This window comes from Hymenobacter swuensis DY53, from assembly GCF_000576555.1.
GTDB classification, from domain to species: Bacteria; Bacteroidota; Bacteroidia; order Cytophagales; family Hymenobacteraceae; genus Hymenobacter; species Hymenobacter swuensis.
Genome location: NZ_CP007145.1, coordinates 1,891,580 through 1,913,086 on the forward strand (window position 1 = coordinate 1,891,580; position 21,507 = coordinate 1,913,086).

At 57.6% G+C, this 21,507-nt stretch carries 13 protein-coding genes; 5 read left to right on the forward strand and 8 right to left on the reverse strand.

The features are described from left to right. Positions 1 to 6: 6 nt before the first annotated feature. The gene (locus HSW_RS23790; RefSeq protein WP_081768344.1) at positions 7 to 1,461 is read left to right on the forward strand and encodes a T9SS type A sorting domain-containing protein; all 1,455 of its coding nucleotides are present in this window, start codon (positions 7 to 9) and stop codon (positions 1,459 to 1,461) included. 81 nt (positions 1,462 to 1,542) lie between these two features. On the opposite strand, the gene pseB is transcribed toward HSW_RS23790, so the two are convergent. Then, on the reverse strand, positions 1,543 to 2,562 hold the full coding sequence (gene pseB / locus HSW_RS09490; protein ID WP_044001742.1) for a UDP-N-acetylglucosamine 4,6-dehydratase (inverting): 1,020 nt from the start codon (positions 2,560 to 2,562) through the stop codon (positions 1,543 to 1,545). Between the two features lie 221 nt (positions 2,563 to 2,783). Here pseB and HSW_RS22740 point away from each other — a divergent pair, with 221 nt between their 5' ends. After that, positions 2,784 to 4,625: a hypothetical protein gene (locus tag HSW_RS22740; protein ID WP_155832898.1), complete on the forward strand. Its 1,842-nt coding sequence runs from the start codon at positions 2,784 to 2,786 to the stop codon at positions 4,623 to 4,625. Between the two features lie 284 nt (positions 4,626 to 4,909). On the opposite strand, the gene HSW_RS09500 is transcribed toward HSW_RS22740, so the two are convergent. Continuing rightward, on the reverse strand, positions 4,910 to 6,244 hold the full coding sequence (locus tag HSW_RS09500; protein WP_231501381.1) for a glycosyltransferase family 4 protein: 1,335 nt from the start codon (positions 6,242 to 6,244) through the stop codon (positions 4,910 to 4,912). Between the two features lie 92 nt (positions 6,245 to 6,336). Here HSW_RS09500 and HSW_RS24220 point away from each other — a divergent pair, with 92 nt between their 5' ends. After that, positions 6,337 to 6,510, forward strand: coding sequence for a hypothetical protein (locus HSW_RS24220; RefSeq protein WP_155832899.1), 174 nt, complete (start codon positions 6,337 to 6,339; stop codon positions 6,508 to 6,510). Between the two features lie 43 nt (positions 6,511 to 6,553). Then, entirely contained in the window at positions 6,554 to 7,903 is a 1,350-nt protein-coding gene (ffh, locus tag HSW_RS09505) for a signal recognition particle protein (RefSeq protein ID WP_044001743.1), read from the forward strand. A 117-nt stretch (positions 7,904 to 8,020) separates the two neighbouring features. Here ffh and HSW_RS09510 read toward each other — a convergent pair whose 3' ends face one another. The 3 genes from HSW_RS09510 to HSW_RS09520 all read right to left on the reverse strand — a co-directional run bounded on the left by HSW_RS09510 (position 8,021) and on the right by HSW_RS09520 (position 15,437). After that, positions 8,021 to 9,073, reverse strand: a complete 1,053-nt coding sequence (locus HSW_RS09510; protein WP_155832900.1) for a hypothetical protein — start codon at positions 9,071 to 9,073, stop codon at positions 8,021 to 8,023. 125 nt (positions 9,074 to 9,198) lie between these two features. Beyond that, positions 9,199 to 13,332, reverse strand: coding sequence for a T9SS type A sorting domain-containing protein (locus tag HSW_RS22745; protein ID WP_052346296.1), 4,134 nt, complete (start codon positions 13,330 to 13,332; stop codon positions 9,199 to 9,201). Positions 13,333 to 13,871: 539 nt separating this feature from the next. Further along, complete coding sequence (locus HSW_RS09520) at positions 13,872 to 15,437, reverse strand: NFACT RNA binding domain-containing protein (RefSeq protein ID WP_044001745.1); 1,566 nt, start codon at positions 15,435 to 15,437, stop codon at positions 13,872 to 13,874. A 167-nt stretch (positions 15,438 to 15,604) separates the two neighbouring features. Between HSW_RS09520 and HSW_RS09525 the strand changes: the two genes are divergently transcribed. After that, positions 15,605 to 16,087, forward strand: a complete 483-nt coding sequence (locus HSW_RS09525; protein WP_155832901.1) for a hypothetical protein — start codon at positions 15,605 to 15,607, stop codon at positions 16,085 to 16,087. A gap of 12 nt (positions 16,088 to 16,099) precedes the next feature. Here the strand turns inward: HSW_RS09525 and HSW_RS09530 are convergent, their stop codons facing one another. The 3 genes from HSW_RS09530 to HSW_RS09540 form a co-directional block, all read right to left on the reverse strand. Continuing rightward, the gene (locus HSW_RS09530; protein ID WP_044001747.1) at positions 16,100 to 16,867 is read right to left on the reverse strand and encodes an MBL fold metallo-hydrolase; all 768 of its coding nucleotides are present in this window, start codon (positions 16,865 to 16,867) and stop codon (positions 16,100 to 16,102) included. A gap of 90 nt (positions 16,868 to 16,957) precedes the next feature. Beyond that, positions 16,958 to 17,335 (reverse strand): response regulator, encoded by a 378-nt coding sequence (locus HSW_RS09535; protein ID WP_044001748.1) that lies wholly within the window; start codon positions 17,333 to 17,335, stop codon positions 16,958 to 16,960. A gap of 85 nt (positions 17,336 to 17,420) precedes the next feature. Then, a complete protein-coding gene (locus HSW_RS09540; protein ID WP_044001749.1) occupies positions 17,421 to 21,506 on the reverse strand; it encodes a PAS domain S-box protein in 4,086 nt (1,361 codons plus the stop codon). Between the last annotated feature and the right edge of the window lies 1 nt (position 21,507).

A 21,507-nucleotide genomic window follows, 5' to 3' on the forward strand; every position in this document is an offset into this window, starting at 1 on the left:
TTCTTTATGAAGAAATTTTTCAAATCAACATTGTTCTTCGCAGGACAATTCCTTTGCAGTGTTATGGCAATTACAGATGCCCAGGCCCAGAAGGAGTATAGTAACTGGTACTTCGGCAATCAGGCTGGCATTTCCTTTGCGGCTGGAAATCCGCAGGCTACTACAGGTAGTGCTATGACGACTTATGAGGGGTGCTCTTCCATATCTAACCCTCAAGGACAACTCTTGATGTACAGTAATGGGGAGAATGTATGGGATGTAAATCATCAGATAATGCCTAATGGTAGCTCGTTAGGCTCACATAATTCCGCCTCCCAAGGAGTCATAATTCTACGGGCTCCCGGTAGCAATACTATATATTATATTTTTACAGTTGATGCTATTGATAATAATTTAGCTGGAGGGTTGCGGTATTCAGTTGTAGATATGTCGTTGCGAGGCGGATTAGGTGATGTAACAGCTACCAAAGCAGTTCGGCTTCCCACACCTACTACTACTGGTAAGGTAACAGAAAAGCTTACAGCAGCATTGCATGCGAATGGCCGGGACTATTGGGTTATAGTGCACGGTTGGGAAAGCAATAATTTTTTCAGTTTTCTTCTAACGTCAACCGGGGTTAATTCTGCTCCGGTAGTTAGTGCTGTAGGCCCAGTTCATCAAGGTGGAGGAAGCTTCTTCGGGTCAGCAAATGCTGTTGGTTACATGAAAATATCCCCTAATGGCACTAAATTAGCATTAGCTCAGCGCGATAGTCAATTCGAACTTTACGACTATAATAACAATTCTGGGCAGGTGTCAAATTATATCAGTTTACGTGGAACAAGTAGCTTTCATTATGGGGTGGAGTTTTCTCCCGACAACTCTCGCTTGTACACAACTATGTACTCAGACGGCGGCTTTGATACCAATGTATATCAGTACAATATACAAGCAGGTTCTAGCACTGCTATACAAAATTCTCGGCAGATAGTAGCTAGTATTCCGGGTTTGTCAAGTGCAATACAAGCAGCTTCTGATGGTAAGTTGTATTTATCAGGCTTGAATAAACCCTACTTAAATTCTATTGAATATCCTAATAATTTAGGTAGTGCGTGTGGCTTTCAACAGAATTCTGTATCACTAGGGATTAAACTTGGGCAAAATGGCTTACCAAATCAGCCAAATGTTGTAAGTGTGATTATGAAAAATATGATGCCATCTACTATGAATCGTTTGAAAATTTATCCAAATCCTACTAAGGATTTTATAGTGCTATATTTGTCGGATAACATGATAAAAGATATGGATAAAATATCTGTTCTAGATTTGATGGGAAGAACGGTAGTAGAGTATAAAGTAGCAGACCTTAAGATAATAAAAGGTGAGCTTGTTATTCCTGTGAATGCAATAGCTAGAGGGGAATATATCATTAAAGCCACTAGCTCTAATGAGAGTAACAGTAAGCGGGTAATACTTGAATAAGCGCATGTAGTAGGTGTTACGCAAAAAAGAAGGGCCACCATACTAGCAGTATGGTGGCCCTTCTTTTTTGCGTAACACCTACTACATGAGAAAATTTGCATCTACATGCAGCCGGATTTCTTCGCGGATCTGCTCGGCCGTGAGCCATTCGGTGTTGTTGCTGGAGTTATAATGGAAGCCGGAATCCACGCGGCGGCCGTTGAAGTGGTGGATGAAGTCATCCACATCCCAGCGCGGGGTAAAAGGCAGAATTACGTAATACTTGTCCAGTTCCACCGTGCTTAGCGCGTCGGTTTCAGTAATCATTTCCTCGTGCAGCTTCTCGCCGGGCCGGATGCCCACAATTTCCTGACGGCAGTCGGGACCGATGGCTTTGGCTACTTCGGTAATCACGTAGCTCGGAATCTTAGGCACGAAGATTTCGCCGCCCCAACTGTGCTCCAGCGCGTACAGCACCAGGTCCACGCCCTGCTCCAGGGAAATGTGGAAGCGCGTCATGTCGGGGTGGGTGATAGGCAATATGCCGGTTTCGCGGCGCTGCAGGAAAAACGGCACCACTGAGCCCCGGGAGCCGATTACGTTGCCGTAGCGCACTACCGAGAAACGTAAATCACGCGAGCCTTTCATGTTGTTGGCGGCCACAAACAGCTTGTCGGAGCAAAGCTTGGTAGCGCCGTAGAGGTTAATAGGAGCAGCCGCCTTGTCGGTGCTGAGGGCTACTACATCCTTCACCCCGCAGTCAAGAGCCGCGTTAATCACATTTTCGGCCCCGAAGATGTTGGTCTTGATGCACTCCATCGGATTGTACTCGGCGGCGGGTACCTGCTTGAGAGCGGCGGCGTGTACAATAATATCAATTCCCTCGCAGGCCCGCTTCAATCGTTCTGCATCCCGCACATCGCCAATAAAATAGCGGATGGCTGGATATTTACTGTTAGGGAACTGCTGCGACATTTCAAACTGCTTCAACTCGTCGCGGGAGTAAACAACCAGGCGTTTTACCTGCGGAAACTGCTCAAATACCGTCTGAACGAACTTTTTGCCGAACGAACCGGTACCGCCGGTTACCAGGATGGATTTGTGATTGAGGTCGAGGGCCATTGAGGTAATAAAGGAGGGAGGTAATGAGGTGAAACGTCACCCGTGCCGGACCTCCACAGGTATGGAGGGCAAAAGTAGGCATTCCGGCCGGAGCTTCCGTAGTTTTGTCGTACTGACAGAAAGCAAGCTTCCTGTCCTGTTGAGCGAAGTTGAAGCATCTCTACCGCTTCGTTGCAGCAGTACCCCACCGAAGCGGTAGAGATGCTTCGACTTCGCTCAGCATGACGCCTCTTTCCGCCCCATCTTCTTCCGCTTTTCCCCAACCCATCAAAGTCATCATCTGGGATTTGGATGACACGTTCTGGCGGGGCACGCTCTCGGAAGGCGCGGTGGAGGCATTGGACGCCAACCTGCAGTTGGTGCGCGACACCGCGGCCCGGGGCATCGTGCATACCATCGTGAGCAAGAACGATTTCGCGCCGGCCGAAGCCAAATTGCAGGAGCTAGGTATCCGTGACCTGTTCGTGTTTCCACAGATCAGCTGGCAGCCCAAGGGGCCGATTATTAAGCAACTGCTGGAACAAATGCAGCTGCGCGCGCCCAATGCCCTATTCCTCGACGACAACCCCATCAACCGGGCTGAGGCGCAGTTTTACAACCCCGAGTTACAGGTAGCCGACCCGCAGGAACTGCCTCAACTGGCCCCACTGCTGCGCGCCAGCGGCAAACCCGACCCCACATTTTCGCGCCTGGAACAGTACAAGCTGCTGGAACGGCAGCAGCAGGCCCGCACCCAGTACGATGATAATCTGGAATTCCTGCGTGATGCCCAAGTGCGGGTCACGTTTCAGGAAGGCGAAGCCGTGCGGCCCGATCTTGACCGGTTGGAAGAACTTATCAACCGCTCGAACCAACTTAATTTCACCAAGCACCGCGTCACGAAGGCCGAGCTGGAAGTCGGCCTGCGCGACGAAACCCGCCGCTGGGGCACCGTGCGCGTGCAGGATCGGTTTGGCGACTATGGATTGGTAGGAGTTTACTGCCTGAACCGGGCAGAAAACCGTCTGGAGCAGCTGGTTTTCTCCTGTCGGATTCTGCACCTGGGGGTGGAGCAATTTACGTACGCCCACCTCGGCTTTCCCCGCCTGGAAGTGTCGGGTGAAGTGGCTACCGAACTGAATAGCACCGACAAACCCAGCTGGATAACCCTTCAGCCTGCATCCGTTACGCCGGAGCGGCCACCAGCCCTGGCTACCAACCAGCTGCGGGTGCTGCTAAAAGGTGGCTGCGACCTGGGTCAGCTCACACCTTTCCTGCAGGCCTTTGCGCTGGATGTCACGGAGGAATTCAACTTCAATAACGAGCACCAGATTCCGGTGCACCTGGAGCACACGTTGCTGCTACGGGCCGGCCGGGAGTGGCCTGCCGCCGAGCAGCAGCGCCTAGCCGCCGCGCTGCCCTTCCTGGGCCGCGAAGCCTTCGATACCAACCTCTGGGCCGGTGGGTACGACGTGCTGGTGTATAGCCCCCTCATGGATTACACCCAGGACGTGTACCGGGAGCGGACCACCGGGCTCCGTGTACCCTTCGGGGCATACCAGAACCTCATCGCCCAGGACCCCGCCGCCCAGGCCGCTCGCTACGCTAAACGCCGGTTTCGGGGTCTGGATGAGGATTTCCTGCGCCAGTTTGCCCGGGAGTTTGCGTACGAAGGCCAGTTGTCAGCGGCGGAGTTTCGGGAGAATCTGGTGTGGCTGCGGGCCCAGGTGCCGGCCCAGGTGCCCATTTTCTTCCTCAATGGAGCTGAAATAGAGGTGCCCGGTTCCGGCGAAATCGGCGCCCGACAGCGGCATCAACTGCTGAACCAGACCCTGTCGGAGTTTGTGTCCTCGGCTGAAAATTGCTTTGTGGTGAATGTGCGCGACTTCGTGCAGACGCCCGCCGACGTGACCAACAACCTGCGCCACTACCACCGCCAGCACTACCGCACCCTGGCCCAGCGCCTGGCCCAGGCCATCAGCCAGTGGCACGGCCAGCAACTGGCTCACTCTTCCCTTGCTGACCTGAAAGCCCGCGCCGTTAGCCTAATGCCAGGTAAGCTACGCGGCCTGTTTGGAAAGTAACGTCTGTCATTGCGAGGAGGTACGACGAAGTAATCCGTTCTTCACAAAGCGCAAAACGTCCATGCTATTCTAATCCTCACTAGCTGTGCTGGGGGCTGTACTGTAGAGACGCGACACTTCGCGTCTCGGTGCATGCTGATGCTGTTCAGGTGGCGTGGCCCTGGTCGTTTAACAACGAGACGCGAAGTGTCGCGTCTCTACAACCGTCCGAAGGCTCAAAAACAGGGTTTCGCGTTCTTAACAGGACGGATTGGTTCGTCGTGACCCCCCGCAATGACACGACTTTACTGTTTCAATAACCCGGCTAACTGCTCCGTCAGGCTGCGGCGGGAGTACCGTTCGGGATGGGCGCCGGGCAGGTCGAGGTTGGGGTTGATGCGCCACTGGGCGGCCAGGGCTTCCAGCTCTTCCAGCATTTGGGTGTAGGCGTCGTAGGGGAGGGCGCGGCCGGACCCGCAGGCCTGCAGCAACTCATCAGCATCGGAGCCGGCCGGGCCTACACATAAGATGGGCTTGCCAGCGGCCAGATACTCAAACACCTTGCCGGGCAGAATGCCCCGGTTGTTGGCCACGTCGGGAATGGCCATCAGCAGTACTGTGCTACGCAGCAGATACTCTACCGACTCATCGTGGGGCACAAATGGGATGAACTCCACCGTATCTGCCAAACCAGCCTCGCGGGCCTGGCGCTGAATGCCTTCGGAAACCTTGCCCACGAACCGCAGGCGCAGCGGTACATCGGGGTGACGCCGCTGGCACTCCGCGCAGGCTGCCAGCAGCAGCTCAATGTGGTAGGTTTCAGAAATGGTACCGGTGTGCGTAATGAGCAACTGATCCGAAGGTGATTGGCTGGGACTTTGGAAGTCGTCCTCGTCGTAGCCGTTGGGCAGCACGTGGATGCTGGCCGCCTCAATCTGCCTGGATTTGCCCAGGAACAGCCGCTTGGTGTGCGGACTGGTTACCAGCACGGCATCGGCCTGCTCCAGCACCTGCCGCTCATAGCGCGCATCCAGCCAGCGGGCCGGCGGCAGATGGTTCAGCTCCTTATAGTAATAGATGTCCGTCCACGGGTCGCGCATATCGGCCAGCCAGCGCAGGCCGTAGCGGCGTTGCAACTCCAGCCCAATGAGCTGGGTGGAATGGGGCGGGGAGGAGGTCAGTACAGCGTCAAACTGTTCGCCGGCGGCTATGAGCTGGGCCACGGCCTCCAGCACGTAGCGGTTCCAGCCCCGGCGGGCATCAGGAATGAACAGGTTACCGCGCACGAACTTGAACAGCTGCTGCGCCCGGCTCGTCTTGCTCTCCCCCACAAAGCCGCCGTAGGGCACCTGCTTACGGCCAGTGAGCTTTTTATAGCTGTCGAAGGGTTCAAACGTGTCGGTCCGAATCACGCGCACGCTGGCTGGCACATCGGCCGCCAGGGAATGGTCAAGCACTGGGTAGGCGGCCTGGGCGGGGTCTACGGTGATGACGGTGGGCTCGACGCCGAACTGCGGCAGGTGTTTCACAAATTTGAGGCTGCGCTGCACCCCGGCTCCGCCCGACGGCGGCCAGTAGTAGGTGATAACCAGCAAACGCAACGGGCGGGCAGCAGACTCGGGCACGGGTAGAAAAGGCATCAGTGAAGCCGCGAAGGTACACACCTGCGGCCTTTCGGGGTTTTCTGGTTACTTTTGGAGGCTGAACCCGGTTTCTTGTTTCCCGTCAGACTATGGAATCTGTTGTACCTTCTACTTCTGCGGCCACTGGTCCGGCACAGCAACCGGCCGTAAACAATTCGGCGGCGCTATTACCTCAACAGCTACAGCAGGCAACAGCTTTCCGGGCCGATATGGACCGGCGGCTGCGGGTGTTGGAGGAAATCGTACTGCCAAAGACAGCCTAACCGAAATCAGCGAAATCTGTACCATCTGCACCATCTGTGATTCATGTTCGATAACCTCAGTACCAAGCTCGACCGCGCCTTTAAAACCCTCAAGGGCCAGGGCTCCATCACCGAAATCAACGTAGCGGCCACCGTGAAGGAAATCCGCCGGGCCCTGGTGGACGCCGACGTGAACTACAAGGTTGCCAAGGAAGTAACCGACAAAATTAAGGAGGAGGCCATGGGTCGCGACGTGCTTATCAGCGTGTCGCCGGGCCAGTTGATGACTAAAATCGTCTACGATGAGCTCACCGAGCTCATGGGCGGCGAAAAGCAGGATATCGTTATCAAGGGGGAGCCGGCCGTGATTTTGCTGTCGGGTCTGCAGGGTTCGGGTAAAACCACCTTCGCCGGTAAGCTGGCCGCTTACCTCAAAAAGCAGAACCGCACGGTGTTGCTGGTGGCCTGCGACGTGTACCGCCCTGCTGCTATCGACCAGCTGAAGGTGCTGGGCGAGCAGGTAGGCGTGGAAGTGTACGCCGAGGTAGAGAACAAGAACCCGGTGGACATTTCGCGTAATGCCATCGAGTACGCCAAGAAAAACAACAAAAAAGTTGTCATCATCGACACCGCCGGCCGCCTGGCCGTGGATGAGCAGATGATGAACGAAATTGAGGCCGTGAAGCGGGCCATCAACCCGAGCGAAACGCTGTTCGTGGTAGATTCCATGACCGGTCAGGATGCCGTGAACACGGCCAAAACCTTCAACGACCGCCTGAACTTCGACGGCGTGGTGCTCACCAAGCTCGACGGTGACTCGCGCGGCGGTGCGGCCCTCAGCATTCGGGCCGTGGTGGAAAAACCCATCAAGTTCATCTCCACGGGTGAGAAGATGGAGGCCCTGGACATGTTCTACCCTGACCGGATGGCCCAGCGCATCCTGGGTATGGGTGACGTGATTTCCCTGGTTGAGCGCGCCCAGCAGCAGTTCGACGAGGAGGAAGCCAAACGCATTAACCAGAAAATTCGCAAAAACCAGTTCAACTTCGATGACTTCCTCTCGCAGCTGGAGCAGATCAAGAAGATGGGCAACCTGAAGGACCTGGTGGGTATGATTCCGGGCATGGGTAAAGCCATGAAGGACGTGGAAATCGACGACGACGCCTTCAAGCCGATTGAGGCCATCATCAAGAGCATGACGGCCAAGGAGCGCGCCCAGCCCGAGCTGCTGAACGGCTCCCGCCGTCGCCGCCTCGCCAAGGGTTCCGGTACTGATATTCAACAGGTCAACAACCTGATGAAGCAATTCGAGGACATGCGCAAAGTGATGCGCACAATGAACAAAATGAGCCAGACCAAAGGCGGTATGCAACAAATGGCCCGCATGATGGGCATGAAAGGCCCGCTTCGCTAACGCACCGATATAGCCGGATTGGTTGGATTACACGGATTCGGTATGGCCCTAAACGCCAACGCGCCCGGTAGCTGTAGCTACCGGGCGCGTTGGCGTTTAGGGCCAGTGTGCTACCGGTTACAACGTGCCGGTTGGATAGTGGCTGGCGTTGATGGCGGCGAATTGCTGATCTGAATACGGGGCGGTACGAACCTGGGCATCGGTGTGGAAAGAGCGGAACAGCGCGAAAACGTAGCGCATTCGTTGCTGAATTTGCGTCCAGTCATGGGCGGCAGTACCGGTGGCAGCCGGGGCAGGGGCTACCGAGGAGCCACCTACGGTTTGCAGTAACGCCAAGGCTGGCTTGGGAGTAGTTAAGGGTAAATCGCCCAATGCAGGAACATCCTGCGCTACTGCCAACCGCGTAGGGCCGATATCGAACTGGAGCAGCCGCTGCGTTACGCAGCGGCGAATGATGAGTGGCATAGCTCCCTGGATGTACGGTTCCAGCCGGACGTGCTCGTGCCACACGGCAAAGCAGTTGCCCAAGTAGGTGGCTTCCTGCTTCTGAGCAGCATCAGCCGTTTGGTAAGCCTGATAGTAGTGACTAAATGCCTGCCGGAGCAGGTTGTGGTCAGAGCTTGGGGCCGGTTGCAGCGTATGCAGAAAGGCCGCTACTTCTGCTAGGGCGGCAGGGGTATTGTGCTGAAGCAGCTCAACAAACCGCGCAGACTGCAGCCCGATATCCTCGAGCACCGTGCGGTTGCCAGTCAGAATCAGCCGGGCCGATACTTGGCGGCTCCGCCGGATGATGAACCAGCCGACGGTGGCCCCGCAAGCTGCGCCCAGCAGCGCGGCGGCAGGTTGCCATATTAGCGGAAAACTCAAGAGCCACCCGCACCCCAAGCCTACCAGGCTCCCGACAGTACTCCCTACTGCCGTTCCATCTCGCCGGGCTTGGTCCAGGTCTTCCTGCCGGATAGTGACACCGGCTTTGCGGGAGCCCCACACGGCCCAGGAGTGAAAGTTTGCCCCAGCGCCCGGACCTAGAGCCTGTTCCAGCGCCTGAGCTAGTAAGTAGTGGCAGCGCGTGATTTTCAGGTTCGCCAGCACCGGTTCAGGCTCCTTGAGAGCAGCCTGAATTTCCTGGGCCAAATAGCCGGTGGGAGTAGAAGAACTGAGAGCGGACATAAGCAGTGAGGAACAGATAGGCTCTCCAAGGTAGGAGGAACAGACTAGTGAAAGTAAATTCTGTGTACAAAAAAAGGCCACTGCTCCTGGAACAGTGGCCTTTTGGCTGTGGAAGGTGAAAGACCTTAGTTCTTCACCATCGGTAAGTTGATGTTCACTGATTGCCCGGTAACACGCACGATGTAGGAGCCCATTGGCAGCGTAGGCAGCAACGGGTGTTCCTGACCGCCGCCAAGCTGTGTCTGGTACACGCGGCGACCCGCCAAATCCAGGATATCTACCTGATACGTGCCGGAGGGCAGGGCCTGCAGGTCCAGTGTGAAGCGGCCCTGGTGGGGGTTGGGATACAGCGTAGCGCTACCCTGCACCCGCTCGAAGCGGACGGTGCGCACCATCGAGTACGTACCGGGGCCGTCCAGATCTACCTGGCGCAGGCGGTAGTACAGCACCTTGCTGGTACGGCGGCCGGCTCCGGCATCGAGGAAGCGGTAAGTCGAGGCGGCCGTAGTCGTGCCCTTGCCCTGTACTGTGCCCACTTTCTCGAAATCAACCCCGTTGAGGCTGCGCTCTACTTCAAACCGATCATTGTTCAGCTCCTGTGCCGTGGCCCAGGTCAGCACGGCATCCTGCCCAGCGGCTTTGGCCTCGAAGCTGGTAAGCGTAACGGGCAGAGGACGGCTGATAGTCACATCTTCGTTGGCGGAAGTGGAGGCCGAATAATTGCTGCCCCCGGCCGCGCCCAGGCTCCCGTCGGTGGTGCCGGCGTAGTTAGCGCCGGGCGTTACCGTGGCAACTGCCGTGGTGCGGAAAGGGTCGGCGTACGTTACCGTGGCGTTGGCCTGGTAAGCGAAGTTATCCTGGGCCGATGCTGCCAGCGTGGCCCGGAATGTGAGGGTAAGCGTGGCTCCGCCCGGAACGGTGAGGTTACCAAATTCGGCTTGGCTCACATTGTTGTTCGGCAGAGTGACTCCGGTTACCGAAGTGGTGGTGCCGCTAGCGTCACGCAGGGTGATAACCGGAGTGAAGCCACCATCATACCGAACAATGTTGTTGGCCAGCGCGGCCAGTACACTCACCCCGGTAGCTTGGCCACCCGTGTTGGAAACCGTAATGGTGAACGTAGCAGGCTGCACGCTGCTGCCCGCGCCGCCCGTTCGTTGCACGTTTGGAGTAGAGGTAGCCATGGCCACCGACAAAGAAGGCAGACACGGCCCGGATCCACCAATGATGGTAGAACCAGCATCGGTGACGTTGAGTACGGGCACCCCGTTGCCGCCACTAGTAGCCGCGAAGGCGGTGGTGCCGGTACCGGTGTTGCCCCGGGCTCCGCCAGTATTCACCTCAGTGCCCAGGTCACTGTTGCTGAAGATGAAGCCGCCGCTACCGCCGCCGCCGGGGCCGTAGTTGGTGGCGGAACCCGTAATGGCATTGCCCCCGATACCACCGGTGGCCGTGAGGGTCATGTTAGCCACACCGGTGGTGTTGGTGGCCAGTAGCACTACGGTGCCGCCCGCGCCGCCGCCGCCGCCGCCGTTGGTGTAGTTCGTGGTCAGGCCTGCAGTGGGCGCATTGCCGCCGTTGGCGCGCAACTCACCGGTACCGTTGAGGTAGCCCGTGCGCAGCATCACTACGCCGCCGCCGGTGCCGCCGCTGCTTTGGGTGCCGGCTTCTTCCGTAGAGCCGGCCCCACCGCCGCCGCCCAGAAACCACCGGCTCAGGCTTCCCCCGAAGCCGGCTCCACCGGCCGCCCGGATGGTCATGTCGGCCGAGCCGTTGTTGCGGCCGCCCAAGCCGCCGGCCGCGTCGTTGCTGCCGCCGCCGCCGCCGGCACCGCCTGCATTAGTGGTAGTAGCCAGCAGGTCGGCTGCACCGCCGCCGGCGTTGCCAGGTGCGCCTCGGCCTACGCTGCCGGTGCGGTAGCCTTCCACGCCCGTATCAACCACCGAGGTGCCGTTGAATACGTAGCGCGGAGTACCGGCACGGCCTTCGCCTTTCGAGCCGTGCGCTCCAGAAGTAGAGGTGCTGGCCAAGTTGCGGAAGTCCGCATCGGCGTAGCTGGCGTTACCGGTGTACTGGCGCGCGCCGCCGCCCCGGAATCCTTTACCACTCATATCTAACCGGCTGCCGGCGCCGGCAAACGTAGTTTGCCCGGCTACATCCAATACCAGCACGCCCCCGGCCTCGCCGTTCCAAGCCGTTCCTGTTACCGTGCCCGTCACCGTCAGCGACGAATACTGCGGCACCCGTACCACTTGGAAGCGCCGCTGCCCGGTGGGGTTGGAGGCATCGTTGTAGTCAACCCGCTGGTACACCCGGCCCAGGGCCTTGGCCAGCGTAAGCGTACCACCCGAAAGCGGTACCGAGTTTGTGGCAATGGCGTATTCGTAGTAACCGGCCGTAAACGTGTTACCGCCAATGTTACCGCTTGCGTTACCACCGGCCGTCCCGTTGCCGTACGTATCGGCGTTATCGGTGTTGAGGTCAGCGCCCTGAGTTTGCAGAATCATCACTAGGTCGCCGGCACTGATGGGCGTAGCACCGCCCACGGCCGCGCTCAGCGTCAGGCTGGTGGCATTGGCCGTGGTGGTAGCACTGCCCGGGAAATACGTGTTGGGTACGGAGCTGCTGGTCAAAGCTCCGGGGCCGTCTTTGCCGGGGGTTGCGCAGGCTGTAGCCGCATTCGTCACGCCTTCTATCACGGTCGTGATGCTGGCCGTGTTGTTGGTCGTAACCGGATCGGGAGTAGGAGAGCTTACGCCGGTAGTGGCCGTGATGGAGCCCGAAGCCGGCGCCGTAAACCGAACGGTATTCACTACCGGGGCGGCTCCGCTGGTCAGGCTGGCCGTAGTGGCAAACGTGACCAGGCCGCTGGTGCTGTTGTAGTTGCCGCTGGATACCGTTACGCCGGTCAGACCGGTCGGAAGCTGCACGGTAGGCACCACGTTGGTGGCCGTTTCCGTACCCAGGTTACTGGTATTAACGGTATAGGTAATCTGCGCCCCCGGACTGGCTGAGGTAGGGCCGCTGATGCTGGAAACCAAGTCGGCTCCCTTCACAATGATGGTGATGTTGGCTGGGCTCGACCGGTCACCCAACACAGAGGCTACGGTGTAGGGTATGGTCACAACTCCGGCAAATGTAGGCACAGGTGTAAACGACACTACGCCGTTGGAGCCCATCGTAAACGTACCCTGGCCAGCTACAGTGAAAGTGTTGTCAATTGTGGTAGTGCTGGGGTCGAGGTCAACCGAGCTGGGGTTGAGGTTACTGCCCTGAGCCACGTCGTTGCTCAGAATATTCAGCGAAACGGGTACGTTAAACACAGTGCCCGCTACGTCGTCGTTGGCGAACGGGGCTTTTACGATGGCCAAGTTGCGGATTTCGTGGAAGTTGTTGCTGCCGCCCGTTGAGCCCGAAAAGCCAATCCGTAGGTTGGAAGGCGGCGTTGAAATCGTGACGCGGTTCACGGCCGTGGTGACGGCGTTACCGTGCTGGATGCGTACCGTAATCTGGTAGGTGCCGTTGGTTTGCGGAATTACATCAATGTAGGCCCGCCGGAAATCGGCGCTACCCTGCTGGGCCCGCACCGTGGCCACGTCGAGGCTGAAAGGTAAGGTGCCGCTACCGGCCAGATACGGGTAATCGGTGGTGCTGCGGCCGCTGCCTGCGCCGCGCAGAGACACCGCATCAGGCCGCACGCCCGGCCCACCCACGCGGCCTTCAGTGGGGTTGGCAAAATTGCCGAACTCATCAATGCCGATGCCCACATAGCCGTTGGGTACTCCGTCGCTGATGGGGCTTTCGGTTTTCTGGGCGTAGCCCAGGGAGCCGCCCGAGGCGCCGCTGGTAAACGCAGCAGCCGAGGTTTTGTCGGCATCAATCAGGAATACCGAGAAACCATCGGCCCCGGTGCCCCCGTAGGAAAAGAACTCAAACGAAATACTGAAGCCCGACGGGGCCGGAAACGAGGCGTTATCAATGGCAAAGCCCGCCTGGTTGTCAGCGTTGCTAGTCAGGCGCAGGTATCCGGAACCGTTAGCATCGAGGCCACTGGCAGCCGTCAGGACGGCTGTATTAGGGTTGCCGCCCAGTCGAAAACCGGAGCCGGAAGTAGCGGTGTTTTTAAACGATTCTACCCGGGGAAACTGCGCCAGCGCGGTAGTAGAAAAGGCCAGAACAACACCCCAGCCGGCAAGCAGCCGGCGCCAAGACCGGCCGCGTTGTCGGGGGGGTAACGAGGAGGGGAAATGTGTTAGCATAGCGTTTGGAAGAGGATGGTGAAGCAGTAGAACGAGTTCAGCAAAAGCTGAAGAATGAATCAGGCAGTAGGCCGATTCAGTGCAATGATATAGAACGTTTCAAATAATTTGGATATTTCTTATATAAGTTATATATTCTATATAAATAGTAAAAACGCTTCTGCTTCAAGCTCCTCACTACCTTCAGAAAATATCGGTGTATTAAGTAATTGATTGATTTACAAAGAGAAATTATACTTCGTAGTTTAACTCAGGCTGTTTTCTGCTATTTCATTATCAAATAGGATTGTTCCTTGCAATGGGTCAGCTACAAAAAGGGAAAGATGCGCAATAGTAATAATTAAAGGTAGCTACATACATCTACTATATGCAGCGCCCCGTTGCGTAGAGGAAGCAGGTCACTAAAAGCATAACCTCCGATCTGGAAACCGACTGTCTATAGCCAGTTCCTAAATCGGGGTTCGGACTGCGCGGTGGTAGGTGCCACTGCCTGTACTCTATTGATAAAAGTCGGCCGGGAGCTAGTAGAGTGGAACCGGCTACTCCCGCTCAAAAGGATTGGCGGGTACCACCAGTACTACCTTTTCGCGCTCTACCAGCACTTGCCCAGGTTTTGCTCCCCGAGGCTTGCGAACGAACTTTTTGGGTGTGTAGGTAACGGGACAGAGTGAATCGTTCTGGCGGCGCGAGTACCAGGCAGCCAGTTGGGCAGCCCGTTCTAGTACCGGGGCAGGAATGGTCTGCCCGGCCCGCTGCCGGATGACGACATGGGAGCCGGTTACATCCTTGGCGTGTAGCCACAGGTCGTCCTTGTGAGCGTAGCGTTGCGTGAGCAGGTCGTTGTTTTCGGCATTGCGACCCACCAGAATCGTGAAACCACTGTCCTCGAATACCTTGAAAGGTAGCTCCTGCGGGTTGGCTTTGGCGGCCGAAGTAGGGTCGAGGGCGTGCTGCTTACGCCACTGCCGGAGCGGGCGCAACTCACCGGAGGGCAAAGCGGCAAGCTCCTCCAGACGCTCCATAGCCGTCAGGGCTTCGGTTTCGCGCCGTTCGGCTCGGGCACTGAGCTCCTGCGTTTCGCGCTGCTGGTTTTTGGCCTTACGATATAGGTTCTGGGCGGTGCGCTGCGGGGTTTCGGTAGGTTTAAGCTTAATTAGGCGCGGCTGGTCGTTCTGGTAAAAATCCAGTACTTCCACTTGCGCGGCTCCGGCCGGAATCTGGCTGAGGTGGGCCATAATGAGGTCGGCCGTCTGCCGGTAGCCCACCGTGTGCTCCAGCGCGTGCAAGCGGCGGCGGACGTGCTGGGCAGCAGTGGCAGCTTCCTCGGCCCGTTTTTCCAGCAGCTGCCGCACTTGGTGTAACTCCGCTTCGTAGGCGCGGCGGTTCAGCAGCAGCGGCCCGAAACTGCGCAGTGCCCCAATGGGGTCGGCAATGGGCAGTGTGAGCTCCACTTCACCTACCGGCAGCAAACTCAGGCGGGTACGCCCCGCCAGCCGGACAATGTAAAAAGCGACGGGCTGTTCCAGTTCTCGCACCACTTGGCGTACCAACTGCTGTTTACGTTCGAGCGGAGCCGTGTCGTAGCCTTGGGTGCGCAGGTACGATACTGGTAGGTCGCCGAGGCTGGGGTAGGCTTTGAGCGGGCTGGCGAACTGTTCAGGGGTAGTAGTCGGGGTAGTTGGAGCCAGCTCCGCATCGGGCAGGTAGCGCTGGTGAAATAGCTGGGCCGGAGCGCCGGGGGCCGTCCTGAAAATGGCGTTCGGCCGGGTACTGTACAGCTTCAGTACCAACGTGGCGCCGCTCCGAAAAGTGAGCTGCAGCACCCGATCCTGCGGCCAGGCAGTTACAGCCGCTACCTCCTGCCCCAGCAACTCCGGCAGCAGATCTACTGAATTCTGCCGGGCCCGGTGAAACGATTCGGGCACTGAAATCAGGGTGCCCGCCGCCGCCAGTGTGAGTTTCAGCCAGAACTCGGCGTGGCCGTTTGTCAGGCCAATTACCAGTTCATCTTTTTCTTGCGAAAAGCAGGTAGCTACGCGGTAGCCCTGCAACTGTTGGGTAAGAGCCGGAGCCAGCTGCCGCAGGAAATAGTGGTTGGTATGCACGGGAAGGTGGAAAGAACAAAGAAGAAAAATAAACCGGAATAGCATAGGATGCCGTCAGCTGCGCTACCAACGGCGGTGGGCAGTAAAACTACCACTCCCGGATGCAACTGTAGAGCCCTGCACCGGTATCATCTACCTACACGTATTCTCCTTGATTCACTATCCCGATGAAAAAAGCAGTACTCCCGATACTTGTCGTCTTAAGCCTGACCGGCTGTCAGAAAGCAGCAGTGGAGCCCGAGCCGGCCCCGGCCGACACGCAGGCGGCTTTTGAGGCTGATTTCTCGCTGCAACATCAACAGCAGGCGTTTCTGCCCGGCATGACTCAGCCCGAACTGACGGTGCGGCTGGAAGAGTTGAAGTATACTTTTTGTCCGGAAGGACTAATGTGCTTCGTAGGGCCCTCCGCATGGCCGGAACTCAACGTAACCGATGCCCAGGGCCGGACGCAACGGGTGGTGTTTACCCCATTCAATGCTCAACGGGTACCGAGTACCGCGTGGCTGGATACCACAAGCGTACGGGCCAATAACCGGCGCTACGTATTCACCTACCAACGCTGGCAAATCGTGAAGCCCCTGGGCCGGGGTGTGTATCCAGGCAAGTCGGATTTTACCTTGTGGTTCCGCATTAACCGGATTGGTAAGTAATCGACTGCCGGGCTACACTGTCACCCGTAGCCCATCATAGGCCAGCCGAATAAAGTCCGGGAGAGTGGCTTCTATTTCGCGCTGACGGCCCAGTTGGTGGCTGATGTGGGTGAGGTAAGCCCGGCGCGGGGCCAGATCTTCCAGAATATCCACAGCTTCCTGCAGTGTGAAGTGCGAAATATGCTTCTCGTGGCGCAGCGCGTTGAGCACAATTACCTCCGAGCCGCGCATCTGCTCCAGAGCCTCCGCACCAAGATGATTCGCATCCGTGACGTACGTAAAGTTTTCCACCCGGAAGCCCAATACCGGTAGTTTGTAGTGCAGGGCCCGAATCGGCTGAAATTCCACGCCTTCTACCCGGAAGCTTTCGGTGTCGCTGAGAATCGGGTGCAGCTCTACCTGCGGAATGCCCGGGTATTTGCGCTCAGCAAAAATATACTCGTATTCGCGCTTCAACTGTTCCAGCACGCGCGGCTCGGCATGCACTGGCATATCGCGCTGCTGGCGGAAATTGTAGGCCCGAATGTCGTCGAGGCCGCCGGTATGGTCCTTGTGCTCGTGGGTGAATACCAGCGCATCCAGGTGGTTGATGTGCTCCCGCAGGGCCTGTTGGCGGAAATCGGGTCCCGAGTCAATAATGATGCTTTTGCCCTGCACCTGCAAATGCACCGACACCCGCAGCCGTTTGTCGCGGTAATCCACGGAGCGGCACACGGCACAGCTACAGCCAATCACGGGCACGCCCTGCGACGTGCCCGTACCGAGGAAGGTTATTTCCATATGAGAGAAGTGCGACTATGAGTGCTGAGAAGTGAGACTATGTTTGTACGGCGCGAACGTCAGAACATCGTCTCACTTCTCACCTCTCAACTAGCCTACGTACTGCTTTACCACGCGCACCAGCGCGTCGAAGTCCAGCGGCTTGGGTAGGTAATCGGTTACGCCGGCCTCACGGAACTGCTCCATGGAGTAGTTGTTGGCATTGCCGGTAATGGCAATAACCGGAATCTTGGCGATACGCGGATCAGCGTTGCGGCGAATCTCGCGGGTGCACTCCATGCCATCCTTTACCGGAATATTGATGTCCATTAGTACGCAATCAATGGGTTGGCTCTCAATCTGTTTGATAACCTCGCCGCCATTTTTGGCCGACACGATGCGGTACTTCTGGAGTTCAAGAATCTTCTTGGTCAGGTTCAGGATAACGGAGCTGTCCTCAGCAATCAGAATCGTTTTAGAATCGGCCATGGGGAGGGAGAGTATGAGGGAGGGAGAGGTGAAGGTTGTGGTTAGGTTGAGGGAGGCAATATGCGGGGCTCATGCACTGGTAACGTTAAGGAGCCTGCGTAAGGACGGGATATGCAGCCTTAAATTGTGCAAAAAAACCAAGTAATTGTTGAAATGATTCCGGAGCCGTTTCCGTACGGCCGTTTTTCAACTCATGTTCCAGGTCTTTCGCACTTTCCGCCACGTTCCGAATGCCCAGTGTGAATCCGGTGCCTTTCAACTGGTGCAAATGTGGTAAAATCTGTTCGTACTGCCCAGCGGCCACCAGCGCCGAGGCTTCGGCTAGTACTTCGCCGGCTTCCTGTTCGAAATCGGCGTAGAGCTGGGCCGCAAACTCGCCACCGCCCAGTTGGCGCAACTGCTCCACCACATCAAGATCAATGCAATCGGCGGGGGCGGGGGCTAGGACCGGTTCGGTGGTGGCAGGGGTGGCGGCGGTGCTTTTAAGCGAGTCGGCCAGGGGCGGACCGGCCATCCAGCGGCGCAGAATGGTGTACAGGTCCTGGCTCTTCACGGGCTTCGAAACGTAGTCGTCCATGCCCTGCTGCACAAACCGCTCGGCATCTTCTTTCATGGAGTAGGCCGTCATGGCCACAATGGGTGGACAGGCAGCACCGAGGCGCTGCCGAATTTCCTTCATGGCCGTCACGCCGTCCATTTCCGGCATCTGGATATCCATGAAAATCAGGTCGTAGCGCGCCGTGGGAGCAGTGGCCCGGCTGATAGCTTCAAATCCATCGGAGGCAATAACAATGTCGCAGCCCAGCTTATCGAGCAGGCGGGTGGCCACTTTTTGGTTGATGGGGTTGTCATCAACGAGCAGGATGCGCGGCATTGATTCGAAGCGAACTACTTCCTGTGGCCGCTCCCGGGCAGTGAGGCGCTCCTGCACAATTTCAGCCTCATTGAGGGCGACCCGGCACTGCATTGTAAACCAGAACGTGGAGCCTTCGCCCACGTTGGAATACACCCCGATTTCGCCGCCCAGCAATTCGGCCAGCTGCTTGCTGATGGCTAGGCCCAGCCCGGTACCACCGAAGGCTTTGGTGGGGGTAGTGTCGAGCTGAGTGAAGTTGGTAAAGAGCAGTTTCTCGTTGTCTTCGGAAATGCCAATGCCCGAATCTTGTACAGCAAAACGCAGCAAATGCTCCTCCCCATCCGTCACCGTAGACGAAACCACGATGCTGACGGTGCCCTGGGCGGTGAATTTGATGGCGTTGGAGGTGAGGTTGCTCAGAATCTGCAGCAGCCGGGTTTCATCGGTAATGATGAAGCGCGGCGTGTGGGATGCAATGTGGTAAGTGAAGGTGAGGTGCTTCTGGTTGGCGCGGTTGGCAAACAGGGAGTGAATCTTATCCAGCGTATAGTGCAGGTCGATGCCCGACTCGCTGAGCTGGAGCTTACCGGCCTGAATCTTGGACAGATCCAGAATATCGTTCAGGATGGCCATCAGCGCATCCGACGACTTGCGCAGCGTATCCACGTACTCCTCCTGCTCCTCCGAGGAAACCGTCTGGTGCAGCAGGTCAATCATCCCAATGATGCCGTTCATGGGCGTGCGCAGCTCGTGGCTCATGTTGGCCAGGAACAGCGTTTTGGCCTCCAGGGCCTGCTCGGCGGCTTCCTTGGCCCGGCGCAGGTCGCTTTGCATCTGCTTGAGGCCCGTAATGTCGCGCGCAATGCCCTCGGTGCCGCCTTCTCCGTCGCCGGGTACCTGACGGGCATTCACCAGCACGCTCACCGAGTGGCCTTCCTTGTGGCGCATGGCAATTTCGAAGTTGCGGGCCTCTCCGTTCCGGCGCACTTCTTCCAGCAGCGTAGCTCGTTCCAATGGGTACAGGTAATAGTCGCCGATGTAGTGGCCAATGGCCTCTTCGGGCGTGTAACCGAGCATGTCCAGCACCGAGGGGCTGAGCAGCGTAATAATGCCGCGCCCATCGGTGCGGTAGTATACGTCCTGAAACGATTCGAAAATGGCCCGAAACTTCTCTTCCTGGGCCACCAGCTCCAACTGGCTGCGCTTCTGGTCGGTGATGTCGTGGGCAATACCTGAAATTTCCTCGAACGAACCGTCGTCGAGGTAAATGGGGTTGAGGTAGATTTCGCGCCAGGTATCGAGGCCCCGGGCGTCGCGCAGGCGCACTTCAAACCGCTGCGGATGGCCCTGGAAGGCCTTGCGGTAGTTGTGAATGAAGGCCTCCCGGGCGTCCTGCTCCATTAAAGCCACATCAGCCTGCCAGAGGTTGATGTTCAGGGCCGGGTACACACCATTGCGCCGCAGGAAATAGGCCGCGTAGTTGCGGTTGAACGACGAAAGCCGGGAGTGGGTATCCACCGACCACATGAGGTGGGAGCCGCTCTCGAAGATGGCGTTCAGGCGGGCATTCTGCTTCTGAATCTGGACTTCGTTGCGCTTGCGCTCAATGGCTAGAGCCACCTGGTTGGAAATGAAGTGCAGAATCTCAATGTCGGTGGGCGCGTAGGCGTCGGCCTTCTGGTAGTCCTGCACCGCAATAACCCCGATAATTCGCTCCCCGATACTCAGCGGCGAGCAAAGCATCACCTCCGGCATCAGCCCATAAGCCGTAATGGTGCCGTTGCTGATGAGTTCCTGCAACTCCTCGCGCAGCAGATACTGCGGCCGGCCCGTCCGGATGATGTACTCCGATACACCCGAGGAAAAGGGCCGCGCCATAATACTTTGGTCGCCCTGGGAGTTCTGGTCCACGAAGTAGGCAAACTGGAGCTGGGTACGGGCCTCGTCGCAGAGGGCAATGTAGAAATTGTTGGTTTCGATGATCTTGCTCAGCTCCCGGTGAATGGCCCCGTAGAGGGAGTGCAGATCCTTGGAGCTAATAGCCAGGTTGGCAATGCTATAGTATACCTTCTGCAGCCGCTCGGCCTTAATGCGGTCCGTAATGTCATGTAGAATGGCGCGGGTGCTTACTGGCTCGTTGTCCTGCCAGGAGCACGAAATGGAGCCGATCAAATGAACCGGTTTGCCCGATTTGGTCAGGAACACGGTTTCCAGCTTGTTCACCTTCTCGCCCTTGTACAGGTTGCGCAGCTGGTAGAGTAGCTTGGCCTTGTAATAAGGATGCACCACGTCGGAAAGCGTGAGGTGGGGCAGGTCGGCGTCCTCGTAGCCCAGCTTCTCCTTCCAGGCCTTGTTCACGAACAGGAAGCGGTTGTCCACGCTCAAGTTCTGAATCAGGTCGTGGGCATTGTCGAGGAAGTCCTGGAGGCGGTTGCGGTTATCCGTGAGGGCGCGCACAGCTACCTGCTTATCCGTAATATCCCGTCCCACAAACAGGATACCGTTAATCTGGTCCGTGGCGTCTCGCTCAAATTCAGAGTGCCAGAAGAACGTGCGGCCCTGGCCAGAAACCGTGAGCAGGGAGCGTTCAAAGAAATCCTGTAGCTGTTCTTGCTCAATAGCGCGGTGAAAGGCAAACCGACGTGGCTCCTGCTCGGCCTGGGGCGCGAACAAGGTGAAATAATCGCGCCCAATAAGCGTGGCCGCCGGCCGGCCGGTCACTTCGCTGAAATACTCATTCACATCCTGAATCCGGGCGTCCCGATCCAGCAGCAGATAGCACATGCCGGCCCGACTAAGGACGTCGCGGAACTGTCCACGCGAGAAATTGCTCAGGTTGGCAGAAACTTCAGGGGGGAGCGGAGGGCTGGAAGCCGGAGTGGGGTGAACGTACTGCACAATGTCGCGCAGAGTCAACAGGATCAGTGGGTTTTGTCCGGTGCTGAGCCGGTTGATGGTGGCCCAGGCTTCCAAGCCCAGTCCATCGGAACGGTGCCCGCTCCAGCGCATGGATTTTGCTTCGCCCGTACGGCCACAGTCCATCAGTTGCTCCCGCAGGTGCAGCTCAGAGGTGAGTTGAGTAGGGGAGGCTGGTTCAGGAACAAGGGCAAATGCCATCAGGCCCGTACCCAGCAGCATAGGGCGCGTAGTGCCCAGGTAATGCACCACGCGGTGGTTACAGTCGACGAGCGTGCCGGTAGAATCATAGAGTAACAGGCCATCGAAGGACTCTTCGAACAGGGCCCGGTACACCTCGGGGGCCAGGCTGGAGCCGTGGGAGGGCACGGCGGCCGATGTACTCGGAAAGGTAGACATG

Bases quoted from the DNA above. Each gene is read 5' to 3' on its own strand.
- HSW_RS09540 (WP_044001749.1), bottom strand. From the start codon at position 21,506: ATGTCTACCTTTCCGAGTACATCGGCCGCCGTGCCCTCCCACGGCTCC.
- HSW_RS24220 (WP_155832899.1), top strand. From the start codon at position 6,337: ATGGAATCTGTTGTACCTTCTACTTCTGCGGCCACTGGTCCGGCACAG.
- HSW_RS09525 (WP_155832901.1), top strand. From the start codon at position 15,605: ATGAAAAAAGCAGTACTCCCGATACTTGTCGTCTTAAGCCTGACCGGC.
- HSW_RS09500 (WP_231501381.1), bottom strand. From the start codon at position 6,244: ATGCCTTTTCTACCCGTGCCCGAGTCTGCTGCCCGCCCGTTGCGTTTG.
- HSW_RS09530 (WP_044001747.1), bottom strand. From the start codon at position 16,867: ATGGAAATAACCTTCCTCGGTACGGGCACGTCGCAGGGCGTGCCCGTG.
- ffh (WP_044001743.1), top strand. From the start codon at position 6,554: ATGTTCGATAACCTCAGTACCAAGCTCGACCGCGCCTTTAAAACCCTC.
- HSW_RS22740 (WP_155832898.1), top strand. From the start codon at position 2,784: ATGACGCCTCTTTCCGCCCCATCTTCTTCCGCTTTTCCCCAACCCATC.
- HSW_RS09535 (WP_044001748.1), bottom strand. From the start codon at position 17,335: ATGGCCGATTCTAAAACGATTCTGATTGCTGAGGACAGCTCCGTTATC.
- pseB (WP_044001742.1), bottom strand. From the start codon at position 2,562: ATGGCCCTCGACCTCAATCACAAATCCATCCTGGTAACCGGCGGTACC.
- HSW_RS22745 (WP_052346296.1), bottom strand. From the start codon at position 13,332: ATGCTAACACATTTCCCCTCCTCGTTACCCCCCCGACAACGCGGCCGG.
- HSW_RS23790 (WP_081768344.1), top strand. From the start codon at position 7: ATGAAGAAATTTTTCAAATCAACATTGTTCTTCGCAGGACAATTCCTT.
- HSW_RS09510 (WP_155832900.1), bottom strand. From the start codon at position 9,073: ATGTCCGCTCTCAGTTCTTCTACTCCCACCGGCTATTTGGCCCAGGAA.